Origin of the sequence: Arsenophonus apicola (assembly GCF_020268605.1) — a bacterium.
Lineage (GTDB): Bacteria > Pseudomonadota > Gammaproteobacteria > Enterobacterales > Enterobacteriaceae > Arsenophonus > Arsenophonus apicola.
This window is the reverse complement of sequence record NZ_CP084222.1, coordinates 1614274-1641223: the sequence shown is the minus strand read 5'-3', so window position 1 is coordinate 1641223 and position 26950 is coordinate 1614274. Positions and strand designations below refer to the sequence as shown.

Genomic DNA, 26950 nt, shown 5'->3' with positions numbered 1-26950 from the left:
AGCAACAAAATGCAATTTATTTTGGACAAATTATTTAATGCACAGGTACTTACTCAACAAGAAAGTCATTTACTTTTTAGCACTATGATTCGAGGTGAATTAACCGAGTCTCAACTTGCAGGTGCATTGATTAGCATGAAAATGCGTGGAGAAGAGCCGAATGAAATTGTTGGTGCCGCGTTAGCTTGTTTAGAAAACGCGCAACCTTTTCCTCGACCTAATTACGATTTCTGCGATATCGTGGGTACTGGCGGTGATCACAGCAATAGTATTAATATTTCCACTGCCAGTGCTTTTGTCGCCGCAGAGTGTGGTTTAAAAGTTGCTAAACATGGCAATCGTAGTATATCAAGTCGTGCTGGATCATCCGATTTACTGGCCTCTTTCGGCATTCCGCTCGATATGACACCAGGCTCTGCACGACGTGCTTTAGATGAGATCGGTATATGTTTTTTATTCGCGCCACAATATCACCAGGGATTTCGCTATGCTGCCCCAATACGCAGTCAATTAAAAACTCGCACCCTCTTTAATATTCTTGGCCCATTAATAAATCCAGCTAAACCGCCAATTGCACTTATTGGTGTTTATGATCCTAAGCTCATTATACCTATTGCTAAGACTTTGCAATTAATAGGATATAAGCGAGCAGCCGTTGTACACAGCAGCGGAATAGACGAAGTCGCATTACATGGTCCTATTCAAGTCGCTGAATTAAATCAGGATGAAATTTTAACTTACCAACTCACCGCCCAAGATTTTGGCTTACCAAGCTATTCTTCAACAGAATTAATTGGCGGTTCGGTTGAAAAAAATCATCAACTTATTACCACATTGTTACAGGGTAACGGGAAGCCTGCTCATACTAATACTGTAGCTGCCAATGTGGCATTACTGATGAAGCTCAATAATTATGAAGATCTAAAAACCAATACCGATTTTGTTTTGCAAGTTATTAGTAGCGGCAAAGCCTACCAACGGCTAACCACGCTAGCAAATAGAAAGGAGTTTCATTAATGCAAGCGTCTATTTTACAAAAAATTGTTGCTGATAAAGTGAACGATTTAGCGGCAAAAAAACTAAAGCAACCATTAGCTAGCTTTATTACGCAAGTTAAACCCAGTGAGCGTGACTTTTTCACTGCTATTTCACAAAATCATCCGGCATTTATTCTAGAATGTAAAAAAGCTTCACCATCGAAAGGCATTATTCGTCATCACTTTGATCCTGTGCAAATTGCGAAAGAGTACCAAAATTATGCGTCAGCAATATCAGTGCTGACGGATGAAAAATATTTTCACGGCAGTTTTGACTCTTTACGCCTGGTTAGTAACACTGTGCCACAACCGATTTTGTGCAAAGACTTCATTATTGATCCCTATCAAATCTATTTAGCTCGCTTTTACCAGGCAGACGCTATTTTATTGATGCTATCAATATTAGATGATCAGACCTATCTATCTTTAGCGACACTGGCAGATAAGTTAAAGATGGGCATTTTGACTGAAGTGAGTAATGAACAAGAGCTAAAACGAGCGATTAGGCTACAAGCTAACATTGTCGGTATCAATAATCGTGATCTTCGCGATCTGTCCATTGATTTAAATCGCACCAAACAATTTGCCCCGCAATTAGCCGCAGAAACTTTAGTTATTAGTGAATCAGGTATTTATAACCACCAACAAATTCGTCAACTCAGTAAACAAGTTGATGGCTTTTTGATCGGCAGCGCGTTAATGAGCGAGGAAAACTTAATGTTAGCTATCCGTAGGCTAATTATAGGTGACAATAAAGTCTGTGGCCTCACTCGGCCACAAGATGCACACTGTGCTTATCAAGTCGGGGCGATTTATGGTGGCTTGATCTTTGCCGATAAATCACCACGAAAAGTAACATTAGAGCAAGCCAAAATCATTATAAAGGCAGCTCCTCTTAACTATGTTGGCGTTTTTCAACATCAAGCTAACTCATTTATTGCTGAAATTAGTCATAAACTGAGCTTATTTGCTATCCAGTTACATGGTGATAAAACAGCCGCTGATATTCAACAACTTCGAACGTTATTACCGCCAAATTGTGAAATATGGCAAGCGGTAAATATGACCAAACCAGCTACCAGTTTCAACTTAAACAATATCGATCGTTATCTACTTGATAACGGTGAAGGTGGCACTGGTAAAACCTTTGATTGGTCAAAATTACCCTTGGATCATCTTGAGCAAATTATGCTAGCCGGTGGACTTAATGCCGACAACTGCCAACAAGCCGCAGCGTTAGGCTGTAGAGGTCTTGATTTCAATTCTGGCGCTGAACACCAGCCTGGTATAAAAAGTTGCCACAAGTTACAGATTATCTTTGAAAAATTGTTTAATTATTTATGAGCGTAACAATTTAATGTATAGATCAACGGAATAATTAATGAAGAAATTAAATCCCTACTTTGGCCAATTTGGTGGCCAATATGTGCCGGAAATTCTTATCCCCGCACTTAACGAACTGGAACAGGCTTTTATCGAAACACAACAAGATAATACCTTTCAACAACAGTTTCACGATCTATTACAAAATTACGCAGGCCGTCCCACTGCCTTAACGCTATGTCGCAATTTAACTATCGGGACTAAAACCAAACTTTATCTAAAACGAGAAGATCTATTGCATGGTGGTGCCCATAAAACAAATCAAGTATTAGGCCAAGCTTTATTGGCAAAACGAATGGGCAAAACAGAAATTATTGCTGAAACCGGAGCCGGGCAACATGGCGTTGCTACCGCGCTAGCCTGTGCATTATTAGGGCTAAAATGTCGTATCTATATGGGTGAAAAAGATATCCATCGCCAATCACCCAATGTATTTCGTATGCAATTAATGGGAGCTAAAGTTATTGCGGTAAATAATGGTTCAGCTAGCTTAAAAGATGCTTGTAATGAAGCATTGAGAGATTGGTCAGGCAGCTATCACCAAGCACACTATTTACTTGGCACCGCTGCCGGCCCCCATCCTTATCCAACGCTGGTACGAGAGTTTCAACGTATGATTGGTGATGAAGCTAAAGCCCAAATTTTAGCCAAAGAAGGACGATTACCCGATGCGGTGATCGCTTGTGTCGGTGGTGGCTCTAATGCCATTGGCTTATTCACAGCTTTTAAGCCTGAGCAAAACGTGCGTTTAATTGGGGTAGAGCCGGCCGGTCTGGGTATTGATACTGGCTCTCACGGCGCTCCGTTAAAACATGGACGGCTTGGCATTTTCTTGGGCATGAAATCGCCCATTATACAAACCGATAAAGGACAAATTAAAGAGTCTTATTCTATCTCTGCCGGGCTAGATTTTCCCTCAGTAGGACCCGAGCATGCTTATTTAAATAGTATTGGCCGGGCTGATTATGTCTCAATTACCGATGATGAAGCTTTAGCTGCATTTAAAAAATTATCCACTCATGAGGGTATTATTCCAGCCTTGGAATCGTCACACGCCCTGGCTTATGCCTTAAAAATGATCAAAGCAGACCCCGAAAAAGAACAATTACTGATTGTTAATCTATCCGGCCGTGGCGACAAAGATATTTATACTGTACATCCTATTTTGCGAGCCAAAGGAGAGATCTAATGGACCGTTATCAACAACTGTTTAAGCGCTTAAATGATAAAAATCAGGGAGCATTCGTTCCATTTGTCACCTTAGGCGATCCCAATGCAGAAATGTCACAAAAAATTATTGATACATTAATTGAAGCGCAAGCTGATGCATTAGAAATTGGTATTCCTTTTTCTGATCCTCTGGCTGATGGTCCTACTATTCAAAAGGCAAATTTACGTGCCCTTAATGCAAATATTACGCCAACCCGTTGTTTTGAATTATTATCACAGATCCGTAAAAAGCATCCTTTGCTTCCTATTGGCCTATTAGTTTATGCTAATCTGGTTTTTAGTAATGGCATTGATAACTTTTATGCCCAATGTCAGAATAGCGACATCGATTCCGTTTTAATCGCTGATGTACCCATGAATGAGTCCGAACCCTTTCGTATCTCGGCAGTGCGGCACAATATTGCACCGATCTTTATTTGCCCGCCTAATGCAGATGAGCAGCTTTTACGCAAAATTGCTTTATATGGTCGTGGCTATACTTATTTACTCTCGCGTTCAGGTGTAACCGGCACAGAAAAAAAAGCCCATATTCCTGTTAGTCAATTACTCACCAAGTTACAAGACTATCATGCTGCCCCACCACTTTTAGGTTTTGGTATTACTGAACCAAAACAAGTCACTGAAGCAATCAAAAATGGTGTAGTAGGTACAATATCTGGCTCAGCCGTGGTTAAAATAATTGAAACTTATCATCAACAACCTGATATATTACTGGTCAAATTAAAACAGTTTGTTTTACAGATGAAAATGGCGACACACAAATAGACATTTTAAGGTTATTGAAAAGGGTTGATAGCTGGTCAGTTTTGCAATTACTAATTTTCGATTCTAATAAGCAATTGTAACTAACCCGTCGCTACTAGTGCCAGCTATTCATTTGTAATTTATCCCTATTTCATCAATAATCAGTATATTGACTGCAATGAAAATACTCATTTCGCATTCATACAAGATAAATAAAAATAACCCTCGTATTGATGGAGAATTGAATAATGAAATATCTTAAATCAATGACAGCGCTCTGTACCGTGTTATTTATGGCATTATTCCTTTCTGCTTGTGCTCCAACAGCAAAAACAGAAGGAACTGGTGGATATATCGATGACACGGTTATTACAACTAAAGTGAAGACAGCACTATTGGCAGAAAAAAACTTGAAATCAACGCAAATCAATGTTGAAACCTTTAAAGGACGTGTGCAATTGAGTGGCTTTGTCAGTTCGCGTGCCGACGCTCAACGTGCAGTGCAAGTAACACAAGGTGTAGCAGGTGTGCAGTCAGTTATTGATTCGATGAAAATACGATGATGGTTTTAGTCTTCAGCCCCAATTGGGGCTGAAATAAATATAATTTACCGCCATTTGCTCCTCTTATCATATAATAAAAATAACAACGGTTTTATTACCAAATAGTTATAATATATCAATTACTTAAATGAATAATTATATTGCTATATCCAAAATTACTATAATATAAATATAATTCTTTTTTAATTTTTATTCTTACTTATAGAATAACCACAAAATTTACTGATATCGCATTAGCTTTACCATAGAAATGCTATACGCTCTCTTCACTGTCAGTTACAATATGCAACCAAAATGTGATGATAAAAACCAGTTATAGGAGCAGTTTTCATGTCCATTACGGCCAACTCACTTATCAGCGATAGCTTTAATTTTTTTAAAAATCAGCTGAGCGGCCTTTTTATCCTGTCATTCATTTCAGCTACCATCAGTCTAATACTCTATTATTTTCTGGTACCTATCGATGAAATGGTAACTATTGTCAAAACCTTAGGTGGTCAAAATGACTCAACTTCACTTTTAACCTGGGTAAGTCAACTATCTGATGAAGAAAAAGCGATAATGATGAGAGTTTCACTACTCTCATTGACTGCCGTTTTTATCGGATTAATACTCTTAGTTTCTTCTGTTGTTACTTATTTGTCAGAACTCAGTACCGGCAATAGCATCAGTGCATTGCAAGCTTTTATACTTTCATTACGTATATTACCCAGCATGTTAATTTTGCTAGTTATATGCACTATTATAATTTATTTTGGTTTTATGCTGTTCATCTTACCGGGTGTTATTTTAGCTATCGGTTTTTCCTTATCGCCTATCATTTTAATAACCAACAAAAACATCATGCCGCTACGAGCCATTAGTCAAAGTTGGAAAATAGCATTTCGTCATTGGTGGTTGATTTTATCAATTTTATTACTATGGTTGGCATTACAAATGTTACTTACTATGCTACTTGGACAATTTCGTTTTTTACCGGGTATGGTGAATAATATTATTTCTTTTACATTGAATAATTTACTTACCTCTTTTACTTTGATTTATTTTTTCCGTCTCTACATGTTAATCAGCAAAACAACAAACTAAGTAGATAAAAATACCACGGTTATTATTTGTCGTTAGATGCCGTGGTAAGATTTTATTATCAGCTTAAACAATTAATCATCTATCGCCGAATCAATATTCTGACTCAAATTTAATTTCATTCATAATAACAAACTAATTACTTTAATGTTAATGTGTGAATTTTATTGATCAGAAGATAATTTTATCGATAAAAATTTACAGCTACAAACCGTGTAACATTTTATCAAATAAGGTAATATAATATAAAACAAATTGGCAATATGATATTTTATAATTTATTAATCAAATAATTATAAAAATTTCATATTTACTCGCAAAGGATCAGGACAAGCGCCCTTATGAGACAACTATTAGATTTTATTCCTCTCATTGTTTTCTTTATTGTATATAAAAAAGTAGATATTTTTTACGCATCTGGCGCATTAATGATTGCAACCGCTTTATCTATGTTAGCCATCTATTTTATCTATAAAAAAATTGAGAAAAGTTCGTTAATTACTTTAGTAATCGTGATAATTTTTGGTGGATTGACCTTGATTTTCCATAGTGATCTTTTTATTAAATGGAAAGTGACAGTTATTTACGCTATTTTTTCATTAGCACTATTAGTCAGCCAGTATTTTACCGAAAAACCATTAATCCAAAGAATGCTGGGTAAAGAGATCCATTTAGCTAATGAAATTTGGCGTAAATTAAATCTATCGTGGGCAATCTTTTTTGCCCTCTGTGCGCTAGTTAATATTTATGTTGCCTTTTGGCTACCTCAGGACGTCTGGGTTAATTTTAAAGTTTTTGGTTTGACCGCAGTCACGCTAATATTTACAATACTCAGCATGGTGTATATTTATAAACATCTTCCTAAAGAACAAAAGTAAGTTGATATGATAACCACGGATACCTATTAATAATAGGTATATTGAAGAAAATAACAGAAGTAAATTTTTCATGACACAACAACAATTACCACAAGGAGAATTAGTTCTCCGTACCTTAGCAATGCCTGCCGATACAAATGCTAATGGTGATATATTCGGTGGGTGGCTAATGTCACAAATGGATATTGGCGGCGCAATTCTAGCAAAAGAAATCGCGCTTGGCCGTGTTGTTACTGTCGCCGTCAATGGGATCACGTTCCAAAAACCAGTCTCGGTTGGCGATGTAATTTGTTGTTATGCGCATTGCATAAAAACAGGTAATACTTCTATCACCATAAATATTGAAGTATGGGTTAAGAAAGTTGCTAGTGAGCCAGTAGGTCAACGCTATCGAGCCACAGAAGCGATTTTCACTTATGTTGCGGTTAATGAGGATAATTCTCCTCGTTGTTTACCTGAAGATAAACGTCATTACCAGTTATCTAACTCCAATAATGCAACTGCCTCTTGAGCACTTTTAATAGGCCAATTTAACTTGGCCTTTAAACAAGTTTTATAGTCAAACCAATTTAAGAAAGATTAATTGAACCATCAATTTTGAAGAGGAATGTCTTTTTTAATCCCTTAGCCGGAATTTTTTCATAATACCAACGATTCATCGCGCGCTTAACTTCCCTTTCGAACATACCTCTAGGTGATGAATCAACTACTTCAAGATTAACAACTCTGCCATTTTCATCAATATCATACAGAACATTTACATAGCCTTCTTTACCCAATTTGCGAGCGCGATCTGGATAATCTGGATGCTGAATTCTTAATGCCTTAGGACCATCTATGGCAATGGATGATGAATCCATTGGGCTAGCCTGCTGATGGTTATTAACCCCAACATTATCATTGCTTACTACATTAGCTTGTTGTTGATTTGGCTGTTCAACAATAGTTTTTTTAATATGCTGTTCTAATAACTGCTTAGATTTAGGATTTTGTTCAGCAATTAACTTTTTCTGCATAACCTTCTTTTTCATAGGTAATGCCATTGTGGGTTCAACATCAGACTCTATTTTAGGTTGTATAACCGCTTCTGGCTCATTAACAGCGACATTAACCGACTTGCTAATACCATTAGGTGCAGCCAAGGTGACCATCGCTACTGACATAGATTCAGTTGTCGAAGCTGATAACGTTGGCTGTAGTAAAAACCAAGATATTGCTAACGAAGCATGAAGAAATAATGATAAGCCAATAAATGAAGCCGAACGAATCCAACGCATGAGAAAATTCTTTCTTAAATTAAGCAAATTAAGTAAGTTGTATTCTAAATGCAAATAGCAATCATATTCAATAAGGATAGCCTGCTAAGATTAAAAAAGTATCTTGCAGTCGATAAGATTAGGCAGTGATCGAGTTTCTAATTAACAATATCAACATAACAAGCTGCAAAAATTAACCAATCATTAATACATTTATTCATTTAAAATAACCGAGCTTAACATTTGTGGTGTAAAATAATAAATGACTAGTTGATCTGACAAATTATGACGCATACATCTAGCGTAAAAAAATATAAAAATATTTTAAATATTCATAAAATACATTAAATTACTTTCACTTAAGCTAAAAATCATACTTTTAATATTCATAACAAATTTTATTTTGCTATAGTGAATAACCAGATAATCAAGAGTCTTCATTAACTCTAAGATAGGAACATCTTTGCCTATGGCAACCGTCTATATATTATTAAACTGGGCTTTACTTTTTCTATACTGGCTAATGATCGCCACGGTTACTATACGCATTTTATTAAAACGACGCCCGGTTACTTCTGCCCTAACCTGGCTATTGATTATTTATATCATTCCATTAGTTGGCGTTATTGCATATCTGGCTTTTGGTGAGTTACACCTTGGCAAACGACGAGTAATGAAGGCAAAGGGTATGTGGCCTTCAGTGGAAACCTGGCTAGAAAAACTCAAACAATCTAAACATATTTTTTGTAAAAGTTATAGCCGAGTGGCTGAACCTTTATTTGAACTATGCGAAAAAAGACAAGGAATTGGCGGCGTTAAAGGTAATAAAATTCAACTTTTAACCAATTATCAAGATGCTTTGACTACCATTATTCGCGATATTAACTCAGCTCATTACAATATCGAAATGGTATTTTATATTTGGCAAGACGGAGGATTAGTTGATGAGGTTACAGAAGCTCTGATTAATGCAGCAAAACGAGGTATAAAATGCCGAATTATGATTGATTCCGCCGGTAGCTGGTCTTTTTTTCACAGCCATCAACCGAAAAAAATGCGAGAAGCTGGAATAGAATTAATAGAATCATTAAAAGTAAATTTGTTCCGCTTTTTTCTGCGTCGAATGGATCTCCGTCAACATCGAAAAATAATTATTATTGATAACTATATTTCCTATGTTGGTAGTATGAATATGGTTGATCCTCGCTTTTTTAAGCAAAATGCCGGCGTGGGACAATGGATAGATATCGTCGTCCGAATGGAAGGACCAGTTTCCACAACACTTGGCATTGTTTACGCCTTTGATTGGGAAATGGAAACCGGTCAACGCATTCTTCCTCCTCCTCCCGATACCAATATTATGCCATTTGAACAAGCGAGTGGTCATACAACCCAAGTTATTGCGTCAGGACCTGGTTTTCCAGAGGAATTAATTCAGCAATCTCTAATAACGGCTATTTTTTCTGCACGTAAGCAACTGATCATTACCACCCCTTACTTTGTTCCCAGTGATGATCTAATTCATGCTATTTGCACTGCAGCGTTGCGAGGTGTTGAAGTGTTAATGGTGATCCCTAACCGGAATAACTCTTTTTTAGTTCGTTGGGCAAGCCGGGCATTTTATTCTGAGCTATTAGAAGCCGGCGTTAAAATTTATCAATTCAATGATGGGCTTTTGCACACTAAAAGCCTATCGGTTGATGGTGAATTAAGCTTAATCGGTTCTGTTAATCTAGACATGAGAAGCCTTTGGCTTAATTTTGAGATAACTGTTGTTATTGATGATAAAAGTTTTGGTAACGATCTAATATTAGTTCAATACGACTACATTGCTCGCTCTACGCCTTTGATGCAAAAGAATTGGAATAAACGCCCATTATGGAACCGTGTTATTGAACGTATTTGCTATTTTTTTAGTCCGTTATTGTAATATTTTTATAGAATGATCAGGTTTTAAAATTATTTTTATTAAATTAAACCAATGCCATTAAATCAACGAATAACATTTGTTTCCATAATTGTCAGTTAGCGATATTGATATATACATCTTAGTTATAAAAATAAGCTAATTTTTATAACTAATGGTGTACACAGTTAATTACCTAATTATTAAATTAGGCAAATCAAAGTATAATTTATATTTATATGCATCATAATCAAACGGATCACTAACAAAAATGCTTCAATTTCAAATCACCCTATTAGATCTAAACTAAAATCGATATCGCTATCTTAGCAAAAAAACGTTTTTTAACCTTTTGAATTTAGTTTTATAATGAATTAATAATCTTAAAAAGTTATAACTATTAGATAAATAAAATAATTAATATAGCTTTTATAACAATATCAATATCCAAAAATTTATCAATAAATCATCAGGATCCCTGAGTTAAGATATTATTGCTAGTTTAAAGTAATCCAGGAAAAACCGATTTAGTCCCTGTAATGATAAACTCAATCCCAAGTGACATTAACAATAATCCCATAATACGCGTAATAACATTAATGCCCGTTTGTCCTAAATACTTAACTAGAATTGTTGCTGAGCGAAAAAGTAACCAACAACTCAAAGCAAAAAAGATACAAGTTAACGATAGACCAACTAAATTTTGCCATCCCTGCCAACGAGAAGACCAGACAATACATGAACTGATTGCGCCAGGCCCAGCCATTAATGGTAGTGCTAAAGGAACAACCCCAATACTCTCACGAATAACACTTTCTGATTTTTCTTGTTTATTCTGCTTATCTTCACCTATTCGACCGCTGATCATAGACATAGCAATGGCCGCAATAACTATTCCGCCAGCAATACGAAAAGAATCAATAGAAATACCAAATAGTTGTAAAAAAACCTCACCTACCAATAACGAAATACATAAAATAATTGCCACAGAAAAATTAGCCACTAAATTTGTTCGATTTCTTTCTGTCACAGATTGATAATTAGTCATACTAATAAATACAGGCAAAATTCCTATCGGATTAACTAACGCAAAAAGCGCTAAAAAAAACTTAATATAATTAGGAAGATCCAGTAAAGTACCAACCACAATTGAGTCCCTCAATCAAATATTAACGCTTAGCTAAAAATTAATTACTCATAACAAATAATATTTAGCTGATGCAGGAAAAACACTTTATCTTAGCGTAGCATACTTATCTAGCTAAAATTCAAAAACTAAATCCAATAACAAAATAAGTTTCAAAATTAGCGGGTATACGAAATTTTGTTAACTTAACTTTTCGCTATTCACTTATATTGCTAATTGAAATTATCCTTATATATCTTATTACTGAATTGATTCAGTATGCACTTTTTTTGATAAAGATCACTTTAGCGCTATTTATAAATGGTAAGCTATATATCTATTGAGTACTCATAAATATAATGAGCGTTTTATTTTATTTTTATAATGGAATTTTTTTAAGTTAATTAGCTTATTAAAAGCTAACCAGCACTTATATAAAATATGTCATTTCATATTTAATTATATTGCTCCTAATCTAGGCTAATTGACTAAAAAAATTTAACATTTTATTAGGAGTAACCATTATGTCTGTAACTAATGTTACTGAACTCAATGAACTTGTCGCCCGTGTTAAAAAAGCACAACAAGAATTTGCTAATTTTACTCAGGCACAAGTTGATAAAATCTTTCGTGCTGCTGCTCTGGCTGCTGCTGATTCTCGCATTCCGTTAGCAAAATTAGCAGTTGAAGAATCAGGTATGGGAATTATAGAGGATAAAGTGATTAAAAATCATTTTGCTTCGGAATATATTTATAATGCCTATAAAGATGAGAAAACTTGTGGTGTTCTGTCAGAAGATCTTACTTTTGGTACTATGACAATCGCAGAGCCTATTGGCTTAATTTGCGGTATTGTTCCAACAACCAATCCTACTTCAACAGCCATTTTTAAATCTTTAATTAGCCTAAAAACCCGTAATGGTATTATTTTTTCCCCTCACCCTCGCGCTAAAAAAGCCACTAACAACGCCGCCAAAATTGTTTTACAAGCTGCTGTCGCTGCGGGTGCACCAAAAGATATCATTGGCTGGATCGATGAGCCCTCAGTCGAGCTTTCAAATGCATTAATGCACCACCCAGATGTTAATCTTATCTTAGCAACTGGTGGGCCGGGTATGGTAAAAGCAGCTTATAGCTCAGGAAAACCTGCCATAGGTGTAGGTGCAGGCAATACACCTGTAGTTATTGACAGTTCTGCCGACATCAAACGTGCAGTTGCTTCAATTTTGATGTCAAAAACCTTTGATAATGGTGTTATTTGCGCGTCAGAGCAATCGGTTATCATTGTGGACGAAATTTACAATCAAGTGCGCGAACGTTTTGTCACTCATGGTGGCTACTTATTAAAAGGTAAAGAGCTTAAAGCGGTACAAAATATTATTTTAAAAAATGGTAATTTAAATGCAGCTATTGTTGGTCAACCTGCGGTAAAAATTGCTGAATTAGCCGGTATAAAAGTACCACTAAACACTAAAATTTTAATCGGGGAAGTAAAAGATACCGATGAGAGCGAACCTTTTGCCCATGAAAAACTCTCGCCATTACTTGCCATGTACCACAGTAAAGATTTTGCTGATGCCGTTGCAAAAGCAGAAAAATTGGTTGAGATGGGAGGTATTGGTCATACTTCATGTCTTTATACCGATCAAGACAATCAAACTGAGCGAGTTAATTATTTCGGCGAAAAAATGAAAACTGCCCGTATTTTAATTAATACTCCGGCATCGCAAGGTGGGATCGGTGATCTTTATAATTTTAAATTGGCTCCGTCATTAACATTAGGATGCGGCTCCTGGGGTGGAAATTCCATTTCTGAAAACGTGGGTCCTAAGCACCTAATTAATACTAAAACGGTAGCGAAAAGAGCAGAAAATATGTTGTGGCATAAACTTCCTAATTCTATTTATTTTCGTCGTGGTTGCCTACCCCTAGCGCTGGAAGAAATTGCTACTGATGGGGCTAAGCGGGCTTTTATCGTTACTGACAGTTACTTATTCAATAATGGTTATGTTGATGAAGTCGTTAATGTATTGAAAGCTTATAATGTAGAAACTGAAGTCTTTTTTGAAGTTGAAGCTGATCCAACGTTGAGCATTGTACGTAAAGGTGCCGCTTTAATGCATACCTTTAAACCAGATGTGATTATCGCATTAGGTGGCGGTTCTCCTATGGATGCAGCTAAAATCATGTGGGTAATGTATGAACATCCTGAAACCCATTTTGAAGAGCTTGCTTTACGTTTTATGGATATTCGCAAGCGGATCCATAAGTTCCCTAAAATGGGTGTTGAAGCCAAAATGGTCGCCATCACCACAACATCAGGTACCGGCTCTGAAGTCACACCATTTGCTGTTGTTACTGATGATGCTAGCGGTCAAAAATACCCCTTAGCCGATTATGCAATTACACCAAATATGGCTATTGTTGATGCAAATCTTGTTATGCATATGCCTAAATCCCTTACTGCATTCGGTGGACTCGATGCGATTGTTCATTCATTAGAAGCCTATGTTTCAGTTCTTGCAAGTGAATACTCTGATGGACAAGCGTTGCAAGCTTTAACACTGTTAAAAGAATATTTGCCAGCAAGTTATCTAAATGGGTCAAAGGATCCGATTGCTCGCGAACGAGTGCATAATGCAGCAACTATTGCTGGAATTGCTTTCGCTAATGCCTTTTTAGGTGTTTGCCACTCAATGGCACATAAATTAGGATCCGAATTTCATTTACCTCATGGTTTAGCTAATGCCCTGCTAATTGAAAATGTCATTCGTTATAATGCTAATGATAATCCAACGAAGCAAACAGCATACAGCCAATACGATCGTCCTCAAGCTCGTCGTCGCTATGGTGAAATTGCTGATCATTTAGGACTAACCTCATCGGGTGATCGTACGGCCAACAAAATTGAAAAACTCCTTAATTGGTTAGCAACACTTAAAACTGTACTTGGTATTCCTAAATCTATTCGTGAAGCCGGAGTAGCAGAAAAAGATTTCTTAGCAAAAGTTGATAAGTTATCTGAAGATGCCTTTGATGATCAATGTACCGGTGCAAACCCTCGCTTTCCTCTGATTGCTGAACTTAAACAAATTATGTTGGATTCTTACTATGGTAATAATTTTACCGAAGAGAAAAATATATTTCTGCCTGCAGAGGAAAAAAGTCATCGAGTAAAAGAATCTATTTAATAGACATTTTATTTGTAACCATTTATTTAATAATTAGCACTGAATATATATTCGGTGCTTTTTTAATCTCAAAATATTTTATCGATCCTTATTTGAAAATAATTTAAAACCAAAATAGTTATTTTAGGTAATTAATTTTCATTTAAGAATAATAATCTAATAAAGGAAATCAAATTTATTTAAATGGAACAATTGAAAAAGGTTTTTCGCCTGCCTCAATACTTTTAGTGTGATTAATTGCATCCATATAATGTTTACGGCAAACTGAAATATATTTCTCATTGCCGCCAATTTCAATCTGCTCTCCCTGATAGACTGCAAGTCCATTATCATCTAATCGCAAAACCCTACTTGCTTTACGTCCACAATAACAAATTGTTTTTAGTTCAATAAGCTTATCTGCCCAAGCTAACAAATAGTGACTGCCAATAAATAACTCACCACGAAAATCTGTTCTTAATCCATAACACAGAACCGGTATGTTGTCATAATCAACGATTTCACAAAGCTGACTAACTTGCTCTTTAGTTAAAAACTGACACTCATCAACAAGTACACAATGAATTTTTTGATAGCTATTTTTTTCTTTTATTAATCTTCCCATATTTGTCCGTTGTGAAAATAATAGTGCATCCGCAACTAAACCAATTCGGGACGTTACTTTACCTTGAACAAATCGCGTATCAATTTCAGCGGTGAAAATAAGCGTATTCATTCCCCGTTCATTATAATTGTATGAAGACTGTAGTAGTGAAGTTGATTTACCCGCATTCATTGCTGAATAATAGAAATAAAGCTGAGCCATTAGCCCTTTCCTCTTACCTATTTAGACAAACATTTTGAAAGTTTACCACATACATTATCAAACATTATTCTTCATTTCATTTGATTATAAATATTGATAACTAACATAACAGATTTTTTAGTAATGTTTATAGTCATGAAAAAGTCAGTATGTTTAAATGCCACTTTCTACAAACAACGTCTTTATTTTAACAGAGTATGTGATAAGAAAAGATTATTAATAGCTAGCATTCATCATAAAACATAGATACCTAGCAGTAATAACTCAACAAAAGCTTAATAAGCAAACTCTTTTACACATATTAAGTTAAAATTTAGTTTATGTTACATACCATAAAGTTGAATAAAAATAAAAAACATCGTCTTTACATATGAATGAAATTCAAATATAAAAGCAATACTATCATTTTCGTATAGACTTTTAAGTATCCTCGGTATCTAATATAAGATATATAATATTTTCTAGTAAAAGCTTATATTGCTTTTGCAAAGAAGTTTAAGTTTAACAAAACAATAAATTTAACCTTATTTTGTAACTTCACTATTGCAGAAAATAAAATAGCATTCTATTATTAGTAGACATCAGCCAACATTCATTTTAATTCGAGACCAGGAAAATGAGCGATTCATTGAAATATTTTAAATCATTAAATAACATTCGTACCTTACGTGCTATAGCAAGAGAAACACCGTTAGAATCATTGCAAGAAATATATGATAAATTCAAAACCGTTGTAGAAGATCGAATCGAAAGTGATAAACAAGAGAGAGCTCAATTAGAAGTTCATAGTCAAAAAATTGCAAAATATATTAAATTACTTGAAGGGGAAGGACTCAGTCTAGATGATCTAGTTACTGCAAAGGCTCCTTCAAAAACATCCAGCCGTACTAAGCGCGCTGCAAGACCAGCTAAATATCAATATAAAGATGAAAATGGTGAAATTAAAACCTGGACCGGTCAAGGTCGTACACCAGCTGTCATTAAAAAAGCGATGGAACAAAAAGGTAAAAAATTAGACGATTTTTTAATCTAAGTGTTCTTTCTCTACTTTAAAAATACCCTTTATATAAAGGGTATTTTTATTACACATATTATTAACATTTATCATACAATAAATAACCGACCTTAATAAAGCCTAATAAATATCAAAAGTAAAAATTCCTGCTGTATAAAATAACATTAATAATACTTAAATACATTTACTTAATCGCTACCTTTTACTAATAGCTAACGTATACCTTCCCCTTAATAAAGATGTCTATATCAAAATATACAACTGCAATTAATATAAATATTTTGTTATCAACGATACATCATGTTATGTAAATTTTTGTCATCTAAACATTTCAAATTATTCCTATCAGAAATAGTATCGTTGATTTTTATTGTCATAAACTCATGCATTCAATGTTCATTATTAGATTACTCTATATTTATTTTGTTAGTTAGGTTGTTAAATTTCATTCTATTCATTATGAAAAAATTTACTATAGAAATAATAAACAGATTAGCTTATGAACAAAAAATAAATAGCTAATATGATGCATGCTAAATCAATTAAATATAATTACTATACTTTTCTATCATAATTATGATCAGTGTTAGTGTAAATATTATTGATAAAAAATCGTTTACTTACATAAGAAAATTTAACAAGCTGCAAAACGATATATGAACTGCATAAATCAAATTATTATTATTTGAAATAGTATGTAATATCTCCATTTATACAACATGTTACTCTAGCTACAAAATCAATAAAACTGTTTTCAATTTCATGTATAAATAGGACTTGTTAAAATAAATATATAATAACAAGCAGGCAATATTTTATATAAAAACCATAGGGATTTTTTATTGATTTGAGTCAAATTTATTGATAATTAGCAATCTAAGATATTTTTTTTATCCAAGCAAAAAATTCGTCACCGAAAGATTCGTGCCGGATACCATATTCAACAAATGCTTTCATATAACCCAATTTATTACCACAATCATGGCTCTTACCCTGTAAATGATAAGCCTCAACGGGTTCACTTTCTATTAACATTTCAATCGCATCGGTTAATTGAATTTCATCACCCGCACCCGCTGGGGTTTTCTCTAATAAAGCCCAAATTTTCTCTGACAATACATAACGGCCAACAATAGATAAATTAGATGGCGCCTCGTCAATTTTAGGTTTTTCTACAACACCTTTAATAATTTTGCTTTCACCAGGTTTTAATTCATAGCCGTCACAGTCCACAACACCATAATTAGATACAAATTCTTTTGGTACCGGTTCAACAAGAATTTGGCTAGCTGACGTTTCATGATAACGTTTGAGCATCGCCGTCAAATTATACTGTTTCAAATCAGATGAATATTGATCGATAATTACATCAGGTAAAACCACAGCAAAAGGTCCATCCCCTACCAATGGTTTGGCACATAAAATGGCATGCCCAAGCCCTTTTGCGATACCTTGCCTCGTTTGCATAATTGTGACATGACTTGGGCATATAGATTGTACATCATTTAATAATTGCCGTTTGACTCGCTTTTCCAAAATTGCTTCTAATTCAAAACTGGTATCAAAATGGTTTTCTATTGAATTTTTTGAAGAATGGGTGACTAATATAATTTCATGAATACCGGCAGATATACATTCATTCACGACATACTGAATAAGGGGTTTATCCGCCAAAGGCAACATTTCTTTAGGAATCGCTTTCGTGGCAGGCAACATACGAGTTCCCAATCCAGCGACAGGAATAACTGCTTTGCTCACTTTTTTTTCCGCTTTTTTTAGTTGCATTTTTTCTTCCAAGTTACTTATATACAATATGCTAATGAAATAAGACAAATAGATTTTCAACAACTTATGTGGCGAGTATAGCAGTAAAATGTACCAAATAAATAGCGAACTAGAGAAAATTGGCCTAGGTTAACAATCCTGTGAAAAGTAACTAATTATAATATTTCTACCAATGAATTAAACATTAATGTCAGTCGATGTTTATGATTCCATACTTTACATTGCCAATCTGTACCCTTTTCTATTATTTGTTGATAAGCCATTGGTTGTAAGCTACCTAATGGCATATTTGATGATAATTTGACTTCTTTATTCTCTGTTTTTAGTTTTACATTAAGTCCGGCTGAAGCTAATACAATTGTTTTGCTTTCAGTGTGAAAATAGCCTAACAAAATTGGAAATTGTCCTTTAATACCTAAATCTATTAATAAAGTATTTATTTGCTCAAGCATTTCACTAATATTAAATAATCTGTTGGCTTGGCTATTAAGATAGGTTTGCAATAATTCATTAAATGCAACTCTAAGTAATAATGCAGCCATAACACCATCACCCGCTGAATACTCAATATCAAGGCAATAAAAACCTATTTGTTTATCAGAAAGTTCTGCTAAATCAAATATTAATCCAATTTTATTAATATCTTTTAGTTGCCGATAATTAATTTTATAATTTGCCAATGTTTGATTTACTTTAGGCTGCAGCTCTAGTAAAACTGGCAAAATATCATTTTTTTCGTGTTGTATCATTTGCTTAATATGAGAAAGTTCAGCAGATAAACGGGTTGTTGTTTCTACAATATCTGGATACAAATTGCGTATAATTGTTTCTCTGACGTCATCAAAATCAACAATCGGCTTTAATAAAGCATCTTTTACACCAAGTCGAAGCATTCTATCTAAATCACTGATTCGATTTGTGCCTGAAATAACAATCACTGGAATTTTACACTTCATTTCCACTAGTTTATGCATTAAAGTTTCACCACTCATCACGGGCATACTTAAATCACATAGAATCAAATCAAGATGCTCAACAGCATTAATAATATCTAACGCCTCCTGCCCATTACTGGCTGTATAAGTAATCACATCAAATGATTTAAGGTAATTTCTCAGTACAGAACGAAAAACCACCTCATCTTCTACAATTAATATTTTCTTCCCTTTCATATGCCAGCCTTACATAACATAAAATGCCATTGACGATATTATCTTTTTAGAAAATAGTACTTATGATAGAACAAATATTTTACGGATTTACACTTAAAGTTATATATTTTTTTGTATTGAAATATATAATTATTTTTTCACTTATTGGAATCAATTGTTTACTTTTATACAGTTATTATAATTAGAAATTACTTTCTTAATTTTGTTCCTTTTTTCTTTAATCAAAATAATCTCTATTGTAAATCAAAATTATCTTATGTTTTTTTCAACCTGACTCTAGCAACTAAAAAACTATTTATTACTTTATTATCAATATCTAAAATTCATATCAGCAAAGAAAATAGATGAATTATCAAAAGCATTGGGATGATTTAGTCACTGCTAAGTAACATTATTTACCCAATTAAAAGTGAATATAAAGATAAAAATGAACCTTGTTAAAGTTTTCAGATTAATTAATCATAAATAACTGATAACTATCTATTATAGCGTCTGTTTGCCTTTAATTAATCAATATTCCAAATGATAAAAATGTGAGTAACAAAAATAAAAAGATACTTTTTAAAATAAATTTAATGAAATTTTGAAAAAAACATTGCCATAACTGACCTAAAAGCGTCAAAATTACCGCATTTTATCGTTATAAGATTAAAGTTTGCTATTTTGCGATATTTGTAACAAAAATTTTTAAGGAAAATACCATTCATGCAACAGAACACACAAAAAAAAATTCTTCGTACCATCTGCCCTGACGCAAAAGGGTTAATCGCTAAAATCACAAATATTTGTTATAAACATCAATTAAATATTATTCAAAATAATGAATTTGTTGATCACCATACGAACTGTTTTTTTATGCGCACTGAACTTGAAGGTATTTTTAACGATCATACATTATTAGCCGATCTCGAAGATGCTTTACCATTAGGCTCTAAACGAGAATTAAGTACCTCAAATCAACGGCGTATTGTGATTATGGTAACTAAAGAAGCGCACTGCTTAGGTGATCTATTAATGAAAAGCACCTATGGTGGCCTTGATGTTGAAATTGCTGCTGTAATTGGTAACCACGAGACACTCAGATCACTCGTTGAACAATTTAATATCCCTTTTCACTTCATTAGCCATGAAAATTTAATGCGCGAACAACATGATCATTTATTAAAACAACAAATTGACTTCTATGAGCCTGATTATGTCATCTTAGCAAAATATATGCGCGTACTCACACCTGATTTTGTTCAACATTACCCCAATAAAATTATTAATATCCATCACTCTTTTTTGCCAGCTTTTATCGGTGCAAAACCTTATCATCAAGCTTATCAACGTGGTGTCAAAATCATTGGTGCAACGGCTCATTTTGTCAATAATGATCTCGATGAAGGCCCTATTATCACCCAAAATGTGATTAATGTTGACCACAGTTACACTGCCGAGGATATGATGCGAGCAGGTAGAGACGTTGAGAAAAATGTCTTAAGTCACGCTTTATATTGGGTATTAGCACAACGGGTTTTTGTTCATGGCAACCGTACGATTATTCTCTAATTTACCCTTCTAGTTGAAAAAAACTGACTTATTTTTTAAAGGTAACTATTATATAAAGCACATAATATTACCTTTAAGCCATCATAATTATTCTATTAGATTTCATATTTCATAAAATAATTTATTTAATTATTTTTATGATAAATGATTTTTTACTATGTTTAAAAATCTGTTACTTTCATTACATTTAAATCTCACCTAAACAACAGATTAGTAGAATAGCACTGCTAATTAAACTCTTAAATATTAAGTGTTAAGTACTTATAATGGTTAAAATAAATATTCTGTCTATTTATTGTTGTAAACGCGTAGGTTGCAAAAGCTGCTGTTATTAACCGCAGGTTAACAATAATTTTGCTAATCAAATATTTTACCTAATAATTAATTTATTTTTTCAATTGCATCAATAAACCGATTCAAAATACTACCATGAGCCTTAGATTTATAAAAATAACAACTATTTGTCATACTAAGCTCATCTAACGGTAAAAAAATAATGTCAGGGGTTGATTGACAGCTTTCCGGTAATTTATCGGTTAAACCTATATAATCACCATTTTGTATTAATCCATCACAGAAGCCGCTGTTTTCCATCCACCTAATATTGATCCTATTTGCTCCTAGCGTCGCCTTTGATTCTATATCTCGAATAAATTGACTTTTGTATAAAACAGGATCACACAACCAAGGAAATTGATTCAATAATTTTAATAGATTATTTTCAGCATGTTCGTAAAGTTGTTTACGGCAACAAATACCAAGAGCTTCTTTTTGTAATTTTTTTAACAAAATAAAACGTTCACTTACAATTTTTTCTGAACTTAAAATTAAAATATTGCCATCATAATCTGAAATTTCATTTACTTTATCATAATCAAATTTTAAAACATTTATGGGTATTTTATTAATACCCGCTGTTTGATAAAGTTTTATCAAGTGATGATCTTTACCCCAATCATAATAAATATTAACTACATTACGAAACTCATTACTAACATATCTTTTAGTAATTTCTTTTTCCTGCAAATATAAATTTTTTAAATCATTATAAAGTTCTTGCCCCTCTTTCGTTAAAGTCATGCCGGATTTTTTTCTTTTAAACAATGTCTTACCTAATACGGCTTCAAAATCTTTAATTGATTTTGCTACAGGGGGCGCCGTGCGGTGCAATATTCTTGCCGCCTTGCATAATGAACCTTGTTCAACAACAGCCATAAAAGCTTCTAATTTTCTTGAGAAAAACATAATGATTACTCCACTTCAATCTTAAATATCAAATAGAAATATTTAAAACTTTATTTAATAATTTTTAGCTGACCCAGAAATTCAAAAGAATACCTTTTTACAGCTCTTTAAGATAAAAGCACTTAGGCTAGTAATTTAAAGAAAAATAATTAAACCTCGATAATTAATTTCATAAATTGATTTTTAGCAAACGACATCATTACATCTAACTATTATTTCCTCACAAAAAAACAAATTTTCATATAGTGCATTTTTTAATTATAGTTTATTAATTTGAATAAAATTAATTATTTTTTTAAAATTATATATTTTTTTTAAAATTATATAATTATCAATTACACGAGATAATTTAAATATAAAATATAAACCCTTAATAAATAAAAGAAAATGTTTTATACAATGGGTTACATTTATATATTCAATCTGATAAAATATTTACATAAATATATTTCAATTAGGTAACCGATTAGAATGAAATTTGTCTCATTTAACATTAATAGCCTAAGAGCTCGTATCCACCAACTTGAAGCCATCATAGAAAAACACCAACCTGATGTCATTGGCTTACAGGAGACCAAAGTTGATGATGGCGCATTCCCTTTAGAGCAAGTTAATCGATTAGGCTATCATATCTGCTATCATGGACAAAAAGCACATTATGGTGTCGCACTTTTTTGCAAACAAAAACCAATCACTATTCAAAAAGGCTTTCCTAGCGACGCTATTGATGCCCAGCGCCGTATTATTATGGCCGATATTGAGACAGAAAAAGGAGTAATTACCATAATAAACGGTTATTTTCCACAAGGAGAATGCCGTGATCATCCAACAAAATTTGCAGCAAAAGCAAAATTTTACCAAGACTTGCAACTTTATCTACAAAACAATCTTTCACCTCAATCCCATATTATTATTATGGGAGATATGAATATTAGCCCAACGGATCATGACATCGGCATAGGTGAAATTAATAGAAAACGTTGGTTAAGTGCAGGGAAATGCTCTTTTTTACCTGAAGAACGTGAATGGATGGATAAATTAAAATCCTGGGGATTGATCGATACTTATCGTCAAAAAAACCCAGAAATTTCTGATCAATTTTCTTGGTTTGATTACCGCTCAAAAGGTTTTGTTGATAACCGAGGTTTGCGAATTGATTTGATCCTTGCATCAAGTTCATTATTTGCCTGCTGTGCTGAAACAGGCATTGATTATGACATCAGGAGTATGGAAAAACCTTCAGATCATGCCCCTATTTGGGCAAAATTTAGGTTAAGTTAAGTTAAAATCAAATGATAGCACTATTATAAGTTATCATTTGATTTCATTTTTCGACGACTTTTCTTCTTTTCTGATAATTTTTTCTCTGTTTTATCTTCGATGAGCGATAAGTTACGGAATATAGTTAAATCGGTTTGTTGTTTTGCTTGTTCGATTAACATTTTCAGTGTCAGCGCCAGTGGTGACATAAAATCCTGATAACGAAACTGTTTTTCACTGATTTGGGTTAATCTAGACTCCCAGTGAGCTGTCATGTCCGGCAATACTGCCACCTGCGGTAAGATCTTAAATAAGGCAATTCCTGCTGGCGCAGCATGGATATAACGGCCTTTTTTAACTAAAAATTTTCGTTTAAACAATAAATCAATAATACCCGCTCGAGTTGCTTCTGTACCTAAACCATCCGTTGCTCTCAATACCTTTTTCAGCGCTTTATCTTGCACAAAACGGGCAATGCCGGTCATAGTTGACAACAAAGTGGCATCAGTAAAAGGTTTTGGTGGCTGGGTTTGCTTTTCTATTACCTCACCCTGTTGACAAAATAGTTCATCTTTTACCTTTACTTCTGGTAGTGGCATACCATCATTATCAGCATCCTGTTCCTTGGTACTCATTATTGCTCGCCAACCTGGTTTAACCAAAAAACGTGCTTTGGCGATAAATTTTCCACCAGCGATCTCCAGTTCAATAACTCGTTTATGGAATTTTGCGCTGGCCATAAACTGGATAATATATTGACTAGCAATCAAAGCATAAATCCTACTTTCGTTTTGGTTAAGCTGCACTGCTGTTGCTCGAGCGGTAGGAATAATTGCATGATGAGCATCAACTTTTTTATCATCCCAGCAACGATTTTGCTTATCTAACTCAGCCAACTCAAAATTTGTGAGGCTGGGTTGATGAATAGAGATAGCTTTTAATACCCCATAACGACTGGCAAAATGCTCTTGCGGTAAGTAACGACAATCGGAACGAGGATAAGTAATAACTTTATGTTTTTCATATAATTGTTGGCAGACATCAAGAACTTCCTTTGCACTTAAGCCATATTTTTTGGCCGCTTCAATTTGTAAAGCCGACAATGAATAAGGCAAGGGCGCAATTTCTAATTCTTGCTTATTTTGATATGCAACAACTAAGGCCGGATGATGAGTAATTCGTGCCGCCACATGCTCGGCTAAAGAGCGATGTATAAGACGCCCTTCTTCATCCTGGTAATCAATGCACGCTTCACTTGGTTGCCAGATAGCAGTAAAACGTTCTTCATTTGGCGTGATTATATGTGCTTTTACTTCAAAAAAATCTTTGGCAATAAAATGTTCAATATCTTCATCTCTTCTAACGACTAATCCTAATACTGGCGTTTGAACTCGGCCAACAGACAATACCCCTTGATAGCCTCCTCGTTGCCCAAGCAAAGTATAAGCCCGCGTCATATTTATGCCATACAGCCAATCTGCTCTAGCCCGAGCCAATGCAGATACACAAAGTGGAACAAAATCACGATTATTCCTTAACCGTTCAATGGCTTTAAGCACTGCTTGCGGATTGAGATCGCTAATTAAACAACGCTGAACAGCCTGTTTTTTATCATTAGGCAAAGCTAAAAAATCTAATACTTCATCCACCAGCAATTGTCCCTCGCGATCAGGATCGCCCGCATGCACAATTTCATCAGCCTGAGCCAATAGTGTTTTGATCGTATTAAGTTGCTTTATAACCGCAGCTCGAGGCTTTAATTGCCATTTTTCAGGAATGATCGGTAAATCAGTTAATGACCAACGTGCGAAACGGGGATCATAAACTTCAGGTTCAGCTTGTTCTAATAAATGACCAATACACCAAGTCACATATTGTGAATCACCACACACAATAAAGCCGTCTTGTCGTTTATGTGGCTTTGGTAAAACATCAGCAATTGCACGCGCTAAACTAGGTTTTTCTGCAATAAATAGACGGCGCATAGCTTATTCCACTACCTCAATCATTGCTCTGCCAGATTTAAGTTTCTCTAGTTGACCAATTGCACTAAAGGATAAATTATTTTGCCAAGCGATTTGTTTGACTTCAGTAATTGCCGTTGGTAAAACAGCCATTAATAATCCTCCTGATGTCTGCGGATCACATAAAACATTACGTTGTAACGGTGTTATCTGACCTAAAAAATGGCCATAACTCGCAAAATTACGTTGGGTTCCACCTGGTACACACCCTTGTTCAATATAACTTTCAATATGTGGTAACTTAGCTATTTGCGAAAAAGCCACCGTTGCCTGTAAATTAGCTGCCCGACAAATTTCCGTTAAATGGCCTAACAGGCCAAAACCTGTTACATCAGTCATGGCAGTAACACCCTCAATATTTGCCAACTCTGTGCCTGATTTATTTAATTGACACATAATCTTAGTAGCTAGCCCTTGATGTTCAGGTAATAATAACTTTTTCTTTTCTGCTGTTGTATGTATACCAATTCCTAACGGTTTAGTTAAAAATAATTGGCTACCGGCTAACGCAGTACTATTCTTTTTTACTTTAGCGGTATTAATAACACCTGTCACGGCAAGACCAAATATAGGCTCTGGCGCATCAATTGAATGACCTCCAGCAAGTGATATACCGACATCCTGACAAACCATACGCCCTCCTTCAATCACTTGCTGTGCGATCTCAGCTGGAATTTTATTAATGGGCCAACCTAAAATCGCAATCGCCAAAATGGGTTTGCCGCCCATCGCATAAATATCACTAATTGCATTAGTGGCAGCAATACGCCCAAAATCAATCGGCTTATCAACTATTGGCATAAAAAAATCCGTAGTACTGATAATCCCTATGCCATTGCCAAGATCATAAACAGCAGCGTCATCATTGGTCTCATTGCCGACCAGCAAATGAGGATCATTAAATTTTTTACGTTCACTATATAAAATGGTCTCCAATATATTTGGCGCAATTTTACAGCCACAACCTGCTCCGTGACTAAATTGAGTTAATTTGATTTCTGCTGGCATTTTTTTTCCTTTAATAATAACTCACAAAATTCTTCATATCTTGTGCAGATGCCTTCATAGGAAGGTTGAATTTTGGGGTTCCTAAATAGAGAAAGCCAACAATTTTATCATGTTCTTGGCAAGCTAAACCTGATCTAACAATTGGATCCGTCGTCCAAGAACCGGTTCGCCAAATGCCAGCAAACCCCTGAGCAACAGCGGCCATCTGCATAGCATGAACACAACAACCAGCAGTAACAACTTGCTCCCAGACAGGAATTTTTGTATCGACGACAATTTTGGCAATGACAGCAATAATTAAAGGGGCTCGCAAAGGCGCTTTTTTTGCTTTTTCTTCCACCGCTTTGCCCAAATTAGCGTTAATTGCAGCTTTTTCTAGTAACTGGCCAAATTTAACCAGCCCTTGATTTTTAATGACGACAAAATGCCAGGGTCGTAACCCACCATGATCAGGTGCTCGCATTCCGGCTGCTAAAATATTATCTAGTGATTGACCTTCAGGTGCTGGTGCAGTCAGATGGCTCATGGAACGACGGGTTAACAATAGCGTTAAAGCATCCATAGACTCCTCCTTGTTAATAGTAATTTTAATTGCAACTTTTTGAATAGTTACAAATAGGTTAGAAATGACGGTTTTATAAGTAAGTTTCCCAAAAATAGAATATTATCGTCAGCATTAGTATAGTAA

22 protein-coding genes are annotated in these 26950 nt (G+C 34.5%); 13 read left to right on the top strand and 9 right to left on the bottom strand.

Going from position 1 to position 26950, the window contains the following annotated elements:
• Positions 1–9: 9 nt before the first annotated feature.
• The 8 genes from trpD (at position 10) to yciA (ending at position 7429) form a co-directional block, all read left to right on the top strand.
• Positions 10–1017, top strand: a complete 1008-nt coding sequence (gene trpD, locus LDL57_RS07725; RefSeq protein WP_180559923.1) for an anthranilate phosphoribosyltransferase — start codon at positions 10–12, stop codon at positions 1015–1017.
• The gene (gene trpCF, locus LDL57_RS07720; RefSeq protein ID WP_180559924.1) at positions 1017–2381 is read left to right on the top strand and encodes a bifunctional indole-3-glycerol-phosphate synthase TrpC/phosphoribosylanthranilate isomerase TrpF; all 1365 of its coding nucleotides are present in this window, start codon (positions 1017–1019) and stop codon (positions 2379–2381) included. The genes trpD and trpCF overlap by 1 nt, the downstream gene beginning before the upstream one ends.
• 37 nt (positions 2382–2418) lie before the next feature.
• Positions 2419–3609: a tryptophan synthase subunit beta gene (gene trpB / locus LDL57_RS07715; RefSeq protein ID WP_180559925.1), complete on the top strand. Its 1191-nt coding sequence runs from the start codon at positions 2419–2421 to the stop codon at positions 3607–3609.
• A complete protein-coding gene (gene trpA, locus LDL57_RS07710) occupies positions 3609–4415 on the top strand; it encodes a tryptophan synthase subunit alpha (protein ID WP_180559926.1) in 807 nt (268 codons plus the stop codon). The genes trpB and trpA overlap by 1 nt, the downstream gene beginning before the upstream one ends.
• 227 nt (positions 4416–4642) lie before the next feature.
• The gene (locus tag LDL57_RS07705; protein WP_180559927.1) at positions 4643–4957 is read left to right on the top strand and encodes a BON domain-containing protein; all 315 of its coding nucleotides are present in this window, start codon (positions 4643–4645) and stop codon (positions 4955–4957) included.
• Positions 4958–5287: 330 nt separating this feature from the next.
• Positions 5288–6043, top strand: coding sequence for a YciC family protein (locus LDL57_RS07700; RefSeq protein ID WP_180559928.1), 756 nt, complete (start codon positions 5288–5290; stop codon positions 6041–6043).
• 338 nt (positions 6044–6381) lie between these two features.
• The gene (locus LDL57_RS07695) at positions 6382–6918 is read left to right on the top strand and encodes a septation protein A (protein ID WP_180559929.1); all 537 of its coding nucleotides are present in this window, start codon (positions 6382–6384) and stop codon (positions 6916–6918) included.
• Between the two features lie 70 nt (positions 6919–6988).
• Positions 6989–7429 carry an acyl-CoA thioester hydrolase YciA gene (gene yciA / locus LDL57_RS07690; protein WP_180559930.1) on the top strand — a complete coding sequence of 147 codons (441 nt, stop codon included), beginning with the start codon at positions 6989–6991 and terminating at the stop codon, positions 7427–7429.
• A gap of 58 nt (positions 7430–7487) precedes the next feature.
• Here the strand turns inward: yciA and LDL57_RS07685 are convergent, their stop codons facing one another.
• Positions 7488–8195 (bottom strand): TonB family protein, encoded by a 708-nt coding sequence (locus LDL57_RS07685; RefSeq protein WP_180559931.1) that lies wholly within the window; start codon positions 8193–8195, stop codon positions 7488–7490.
• Between the two features lie 448 nt (positions 8196–8643).
• Here LDL57_RS07685 and cls point away from each other — a divergent pair, with 448 nt between their 5' ends.
• Positions 8644–10104, top strand: coding sequence for a cardiolipin synthase (gene cls / locus LDL57_RS07680; protein ID WP_225507430.1), 1461 nt, complete (start codon positions 8644–8646; stop codon positions 10102–10104).
• A 478-nt stretch (positions 10105–10582) separates the two neighbouring features.
• Here the strand turns inward: cls and LDL57_RS07675 are convergent, their stop codons facing one another.
• Positions 10583–11227, bottom strand: coding sequence for a YchE family NAAT transporter (locus LDL57_RS07675; RefSeq protein ID WP_180559933.1), 645 nt, complete (start codon positions 11225–11227; stop codon positions 10583–10585).
• A gap of 503 nt (positions 11228–11730) precedes the next feature.
• Between LDL57_RS07675 and adhE the strand changes: the two genes are divergently transcribed.
• Positions 11731–14397 (top strand): bifunctional acetaldehyde-CoA/alcohol dehydrogenase, encoded by a 2667-nt coding sequence (gene adhE, locus LDL57_RS07670; RefSeq protein ID WP_180559934.1) that lies wholly within the window; start codon positions 11731–11733, stop codon positions 14395–14397.
• A 175-nt stretch (positions 14398–14572) separates the two neighbouring features.
• On the opposite strand, the gene LDL57_RS07665 is transcribed toward adhE, so the two are convergent.
• Entirely contained in the window at positions 14573–15202 is a 630-nt protein-coding gene (locus LDL57_RS07665; RefSeq protein ID WP_225507428.1) for a thymidine kinase, read from the bottom strand.
• A gap of 616 nt (positions 15203–15818) precedes the next feature.
• Here LDL57_RS07665 and LDL57_RS07660 point away from each other — a divergent pair.
• Positions 15819–16235, top strand: coding sequence for an H-NS family histone-like protein (locus LDL57_RS07660; protein ID WP_180559936.1), 417 nt, complete (start codon positions 15819–15821; stop codon positions 16233–16235).
• Positions 16236–17093: 858 nt separating this feature from the next.
• On the opposite strand, the gene galU is transcribed toward LDL57_RS07660, so the two are convergent.
• The gene (gene galU / locus LDL57_RS07655; RefSeq protein ID WP_180559937.1) at positions 17094–18002 is read right to left on the bottom strand and encodes a UTP--glucose-1-phosphate uridylyltransferase GalU; all 909 of its coding nucleotides are present in this window, start codon (positions 18000–18002) and stop codon (positions 17094–17096) included.
• 155 nt (positions 18003–18157) lie between these two features.
• Complete coding sequence (gene rssB / locus LDL57_RS07650; RefSeq protein ID WP_180559938.1) at positions 18158–19174, bottom strand: two-component system response regulator RssB; 1017 nt, start codon at positions 19172–19174, stop codon at positions 18158–18160.
• Positions 19175–19879: 705 nt separating this feature from the next.
• Between rssB and purU the strand changes: the two genes are divergently transcribed.
• Positions 19880–20725 carry a formyltetrahydrofolate deformylase gene (purU, locus tag LDL57_RS07645; protein WP_180559939.1) on the top strand — a complete coding sequence of 282 codons (846 nt, stop codon included), beginning with the start codon at positions 19880–19882 and terminating at the stop codon, positions 20723–20725.
• A 381-nt stretch (positions 20726–21106) separates the two neighbouring features.
• Here purU and LDL57_RS07640 read toward each other — a convergent pair whose 3' ends face one another.
• The gene (locus LDL57_RS07640) at positions 21107–21970 is read right to left on the bottom strand and encodes a helix-turn-helix domain-containing protein (RefSeq protein ID WP_180559940.1); all 864 of its coding nucleotides are present in this window, start codon (positions 21968–21970) and stop codon (positions 21107–21109) included.
• A 471-nt stretch (positions 21971–22441) separates the two neighbouring features.
• Between LDL57_RS07640 and xthA the strand changes: the two genes are divergently transcribed.
• Positions 22442–23251, top strand: a complete 810-nt coding sequence (gene xthA, locus LDL57_RS07635) for an exodeoxyribonuclease III (RefSeq protein ID WP_180559941.1) — start codon at positions 22442–22444, stop codon at positions 23249–23251.
• A gap of 23 nt (positions 23252–23274) precedes the next feature.
• Here the strand turns inward: xthA and LDL57_RS07630 are convergent, their stop codons facing one another.
• From LDL57_RS07630 to LDL57_RS07620, 3 genes are read right to left on the bottom strand one after another with little or no spacing between them, the layout of a single operon-like run.
• Entirely contained in the window at positions 23275–25215 is a 1941-nt protein-coding gene (locus tag LDL57_RS07630; RefSeq protein WP_225507426.1) for a DNA topoisomerase III, read from the bottom strand.
• Positions 25216–25218: 3 nt separating this feature from the next.
• Positions 25219–26262 carry a selenide, water dikinase SelD gene (gene selD, locus LDL57_RS07625; RefSeq protein WP_225507424.1) on the bottom strand — a complete coding sequence of 348 codons (1044 nt, stop codon included), beginning with the start codon at positions 26260–26262 and terminating at the stop codon, positions 25219–25221.
• A gap of 10 nt (positions 26263–26272) precedes the next feature.
• Positions 26273–26824: an NAD(P)H nitroreductase gene (locus LDL57_RS07620; protein ID WP_180559944.1), complete on the bottom strand. Its 552-nt coding sequence runs from the start codon at positions 26822–26824 to the stop codon at positions 26273–26275.
• Between the last annotated feature and the right edge of the window lie 126 nt (positions 26825–26950).

What these genes read in the sequence shown, in the direction of transcription:
- trpD (WP_180559923.1), top strand. Translation starts at nt 10, where the DNA reads ATGCAATTTATTTTGGACAAATTATTTAATGCACAGGTACTTACTCAA.
- trpCF (WP_180559924.1), top strand. Translation starts at nt 1,017, where the DNA reads ATGCAAGCGTCTATTTTACAAAAAATTGTTGCTGATAAAGTGAACGAT.
- trpB (WP_180559925.1), top strand. Translation starts at nt 2,419, where the DNA reads ATGAAGAAATTAAATCCCTACTTTGGCCAATTTGGTGGCCAATATGTG.
- trpA (WP_180559926.1), top strand. Translation starts at nt 3,609, where the DNA reads ATGGACCGTTATCAACAACTGTTTAAGCGCTTAAATGATAAAAATCAG.
- LDL57_RS07705 (WP_180559927.1), top strand. Translation starts at nt 4,643, where the DNA reads ATGAAATATCTTAAATCAATGACAGCGCTCTGTACCGTGTTATTTATG.
- LDL57_RS07700 (WP_180559928.1), top strand. Translation starts at nt 5,288, where the DNA reads ATGTCCATTACGGCCAACTCACTTATCAGCGATAGCTTTAATTTTTTT.
- LDL57_RS07695 (WP_180559929.1), top strand. Translation starts at nt 6,382, where the DNA reads ATGAGACAACTATTAGATTTTATTCCTCTCATTGTTTTCTTTATTGTA.
- yciA (WP_180559930.1), top strand. Translation starts at nt 6,989, where the DNA reads ATGACACAACAACAATTACCACAAGGAGAATTAGTTCTCCGTACCTTA.
- LDL57_RS07685 (WP_180559931.1), bottom strand. Translation starts at nt 8,195, where the DNA reads ATGCGTTGGATTCGTTCGGCTTCATTTATTGGCTTATCATTATTTCTT.
- cls (WP_225507430.1), top strand. Translation starts at nt 8,644, where the DNA reads ATGGCAACCGTCTATATATTATTAAACTGGGCTTTACTTTTTCTATAC.
- adhE (WP_180559934.1), top strand. Translation starts at nt 11,731, where the DNA reads ATGTCTGTAACTAATGTTACTGAACTCAATGAACTTGTCGCCCGTGTT.
- LDL57_RS07665 (WP_225507428.1), bottom strand. Translation starts at nt 15,202, where the DNA reads ATGGCTCAGCTTTATTTCTATTATTCAGCAATGAATGCGGGTAAATCA.
- LDL57_RS07660 (WP_180559936.1), top strand. Translation starts at nt 15,819, where the DNA reads ATGAGCGATTCATTGAAATATTTTAAATCATTAAATAACATTCGTACC.
- galU (WP_180559937.1), bottom strand. Translation starts at nt 18,002, where the DNA reads ATGCAACTAAAAAAAGCGGAAAAAAAAGTGAGCAAAGCAGTTATTCCT.
- rssB (WP_180559938.1), bottom strand. Translation starts at nt 19,174, where the DNA reads ATGAAAGGGAAGAAAATATTAATTGTAGAAGATGAGGTGGTTTTTCGT.
- purU (WP_180559939.1), top strand. Translation starts at nt 19,880, where the DNA reads ATGCAACAGAACACACAAAAAAAAATTCTTCGTACCATCTGCCCTGAC.
- LDL57_RS07640 (WP_180559940.1), bottom strand. Translation starts at nt 21,970, where the DNA reads ATGTTTTTCTCAAGAAAATTAGAAGCTTTTATGGCTGTTGTTGAACAA.
- xthA (WP_180559941.1), top strand. Translation starts at nt 22,442, where the DNA reads ATGAAATTTGTCTCATTTAACATTAATAGCCTAAGAGCTCGTATCCAC.
- LDL57_RS07630 (WP_225507426.1), bottom strand. Translation starts at nt 25,215, where the DNA reads ATGCGCCGTCTATTTATTGCAGAAAAACCTAGTTTAGCGCGTGCAATT.
- selD (WP_225507424.1), bottom strand. Translation starts at nt 26,262, where the DNA reads ATGCCAGCAGAAATCAAATTAACTCAATTTAGTCACGGAGCAGGTTGT.
- LDL57_RS07620 (WP_180559944.1), bottom strand. Translation starts at nt 26,824, where the DNA reads ATGGATGCTTTAACGCTATTGTTAACCCGTCGTTCCATGAGCCATCTG.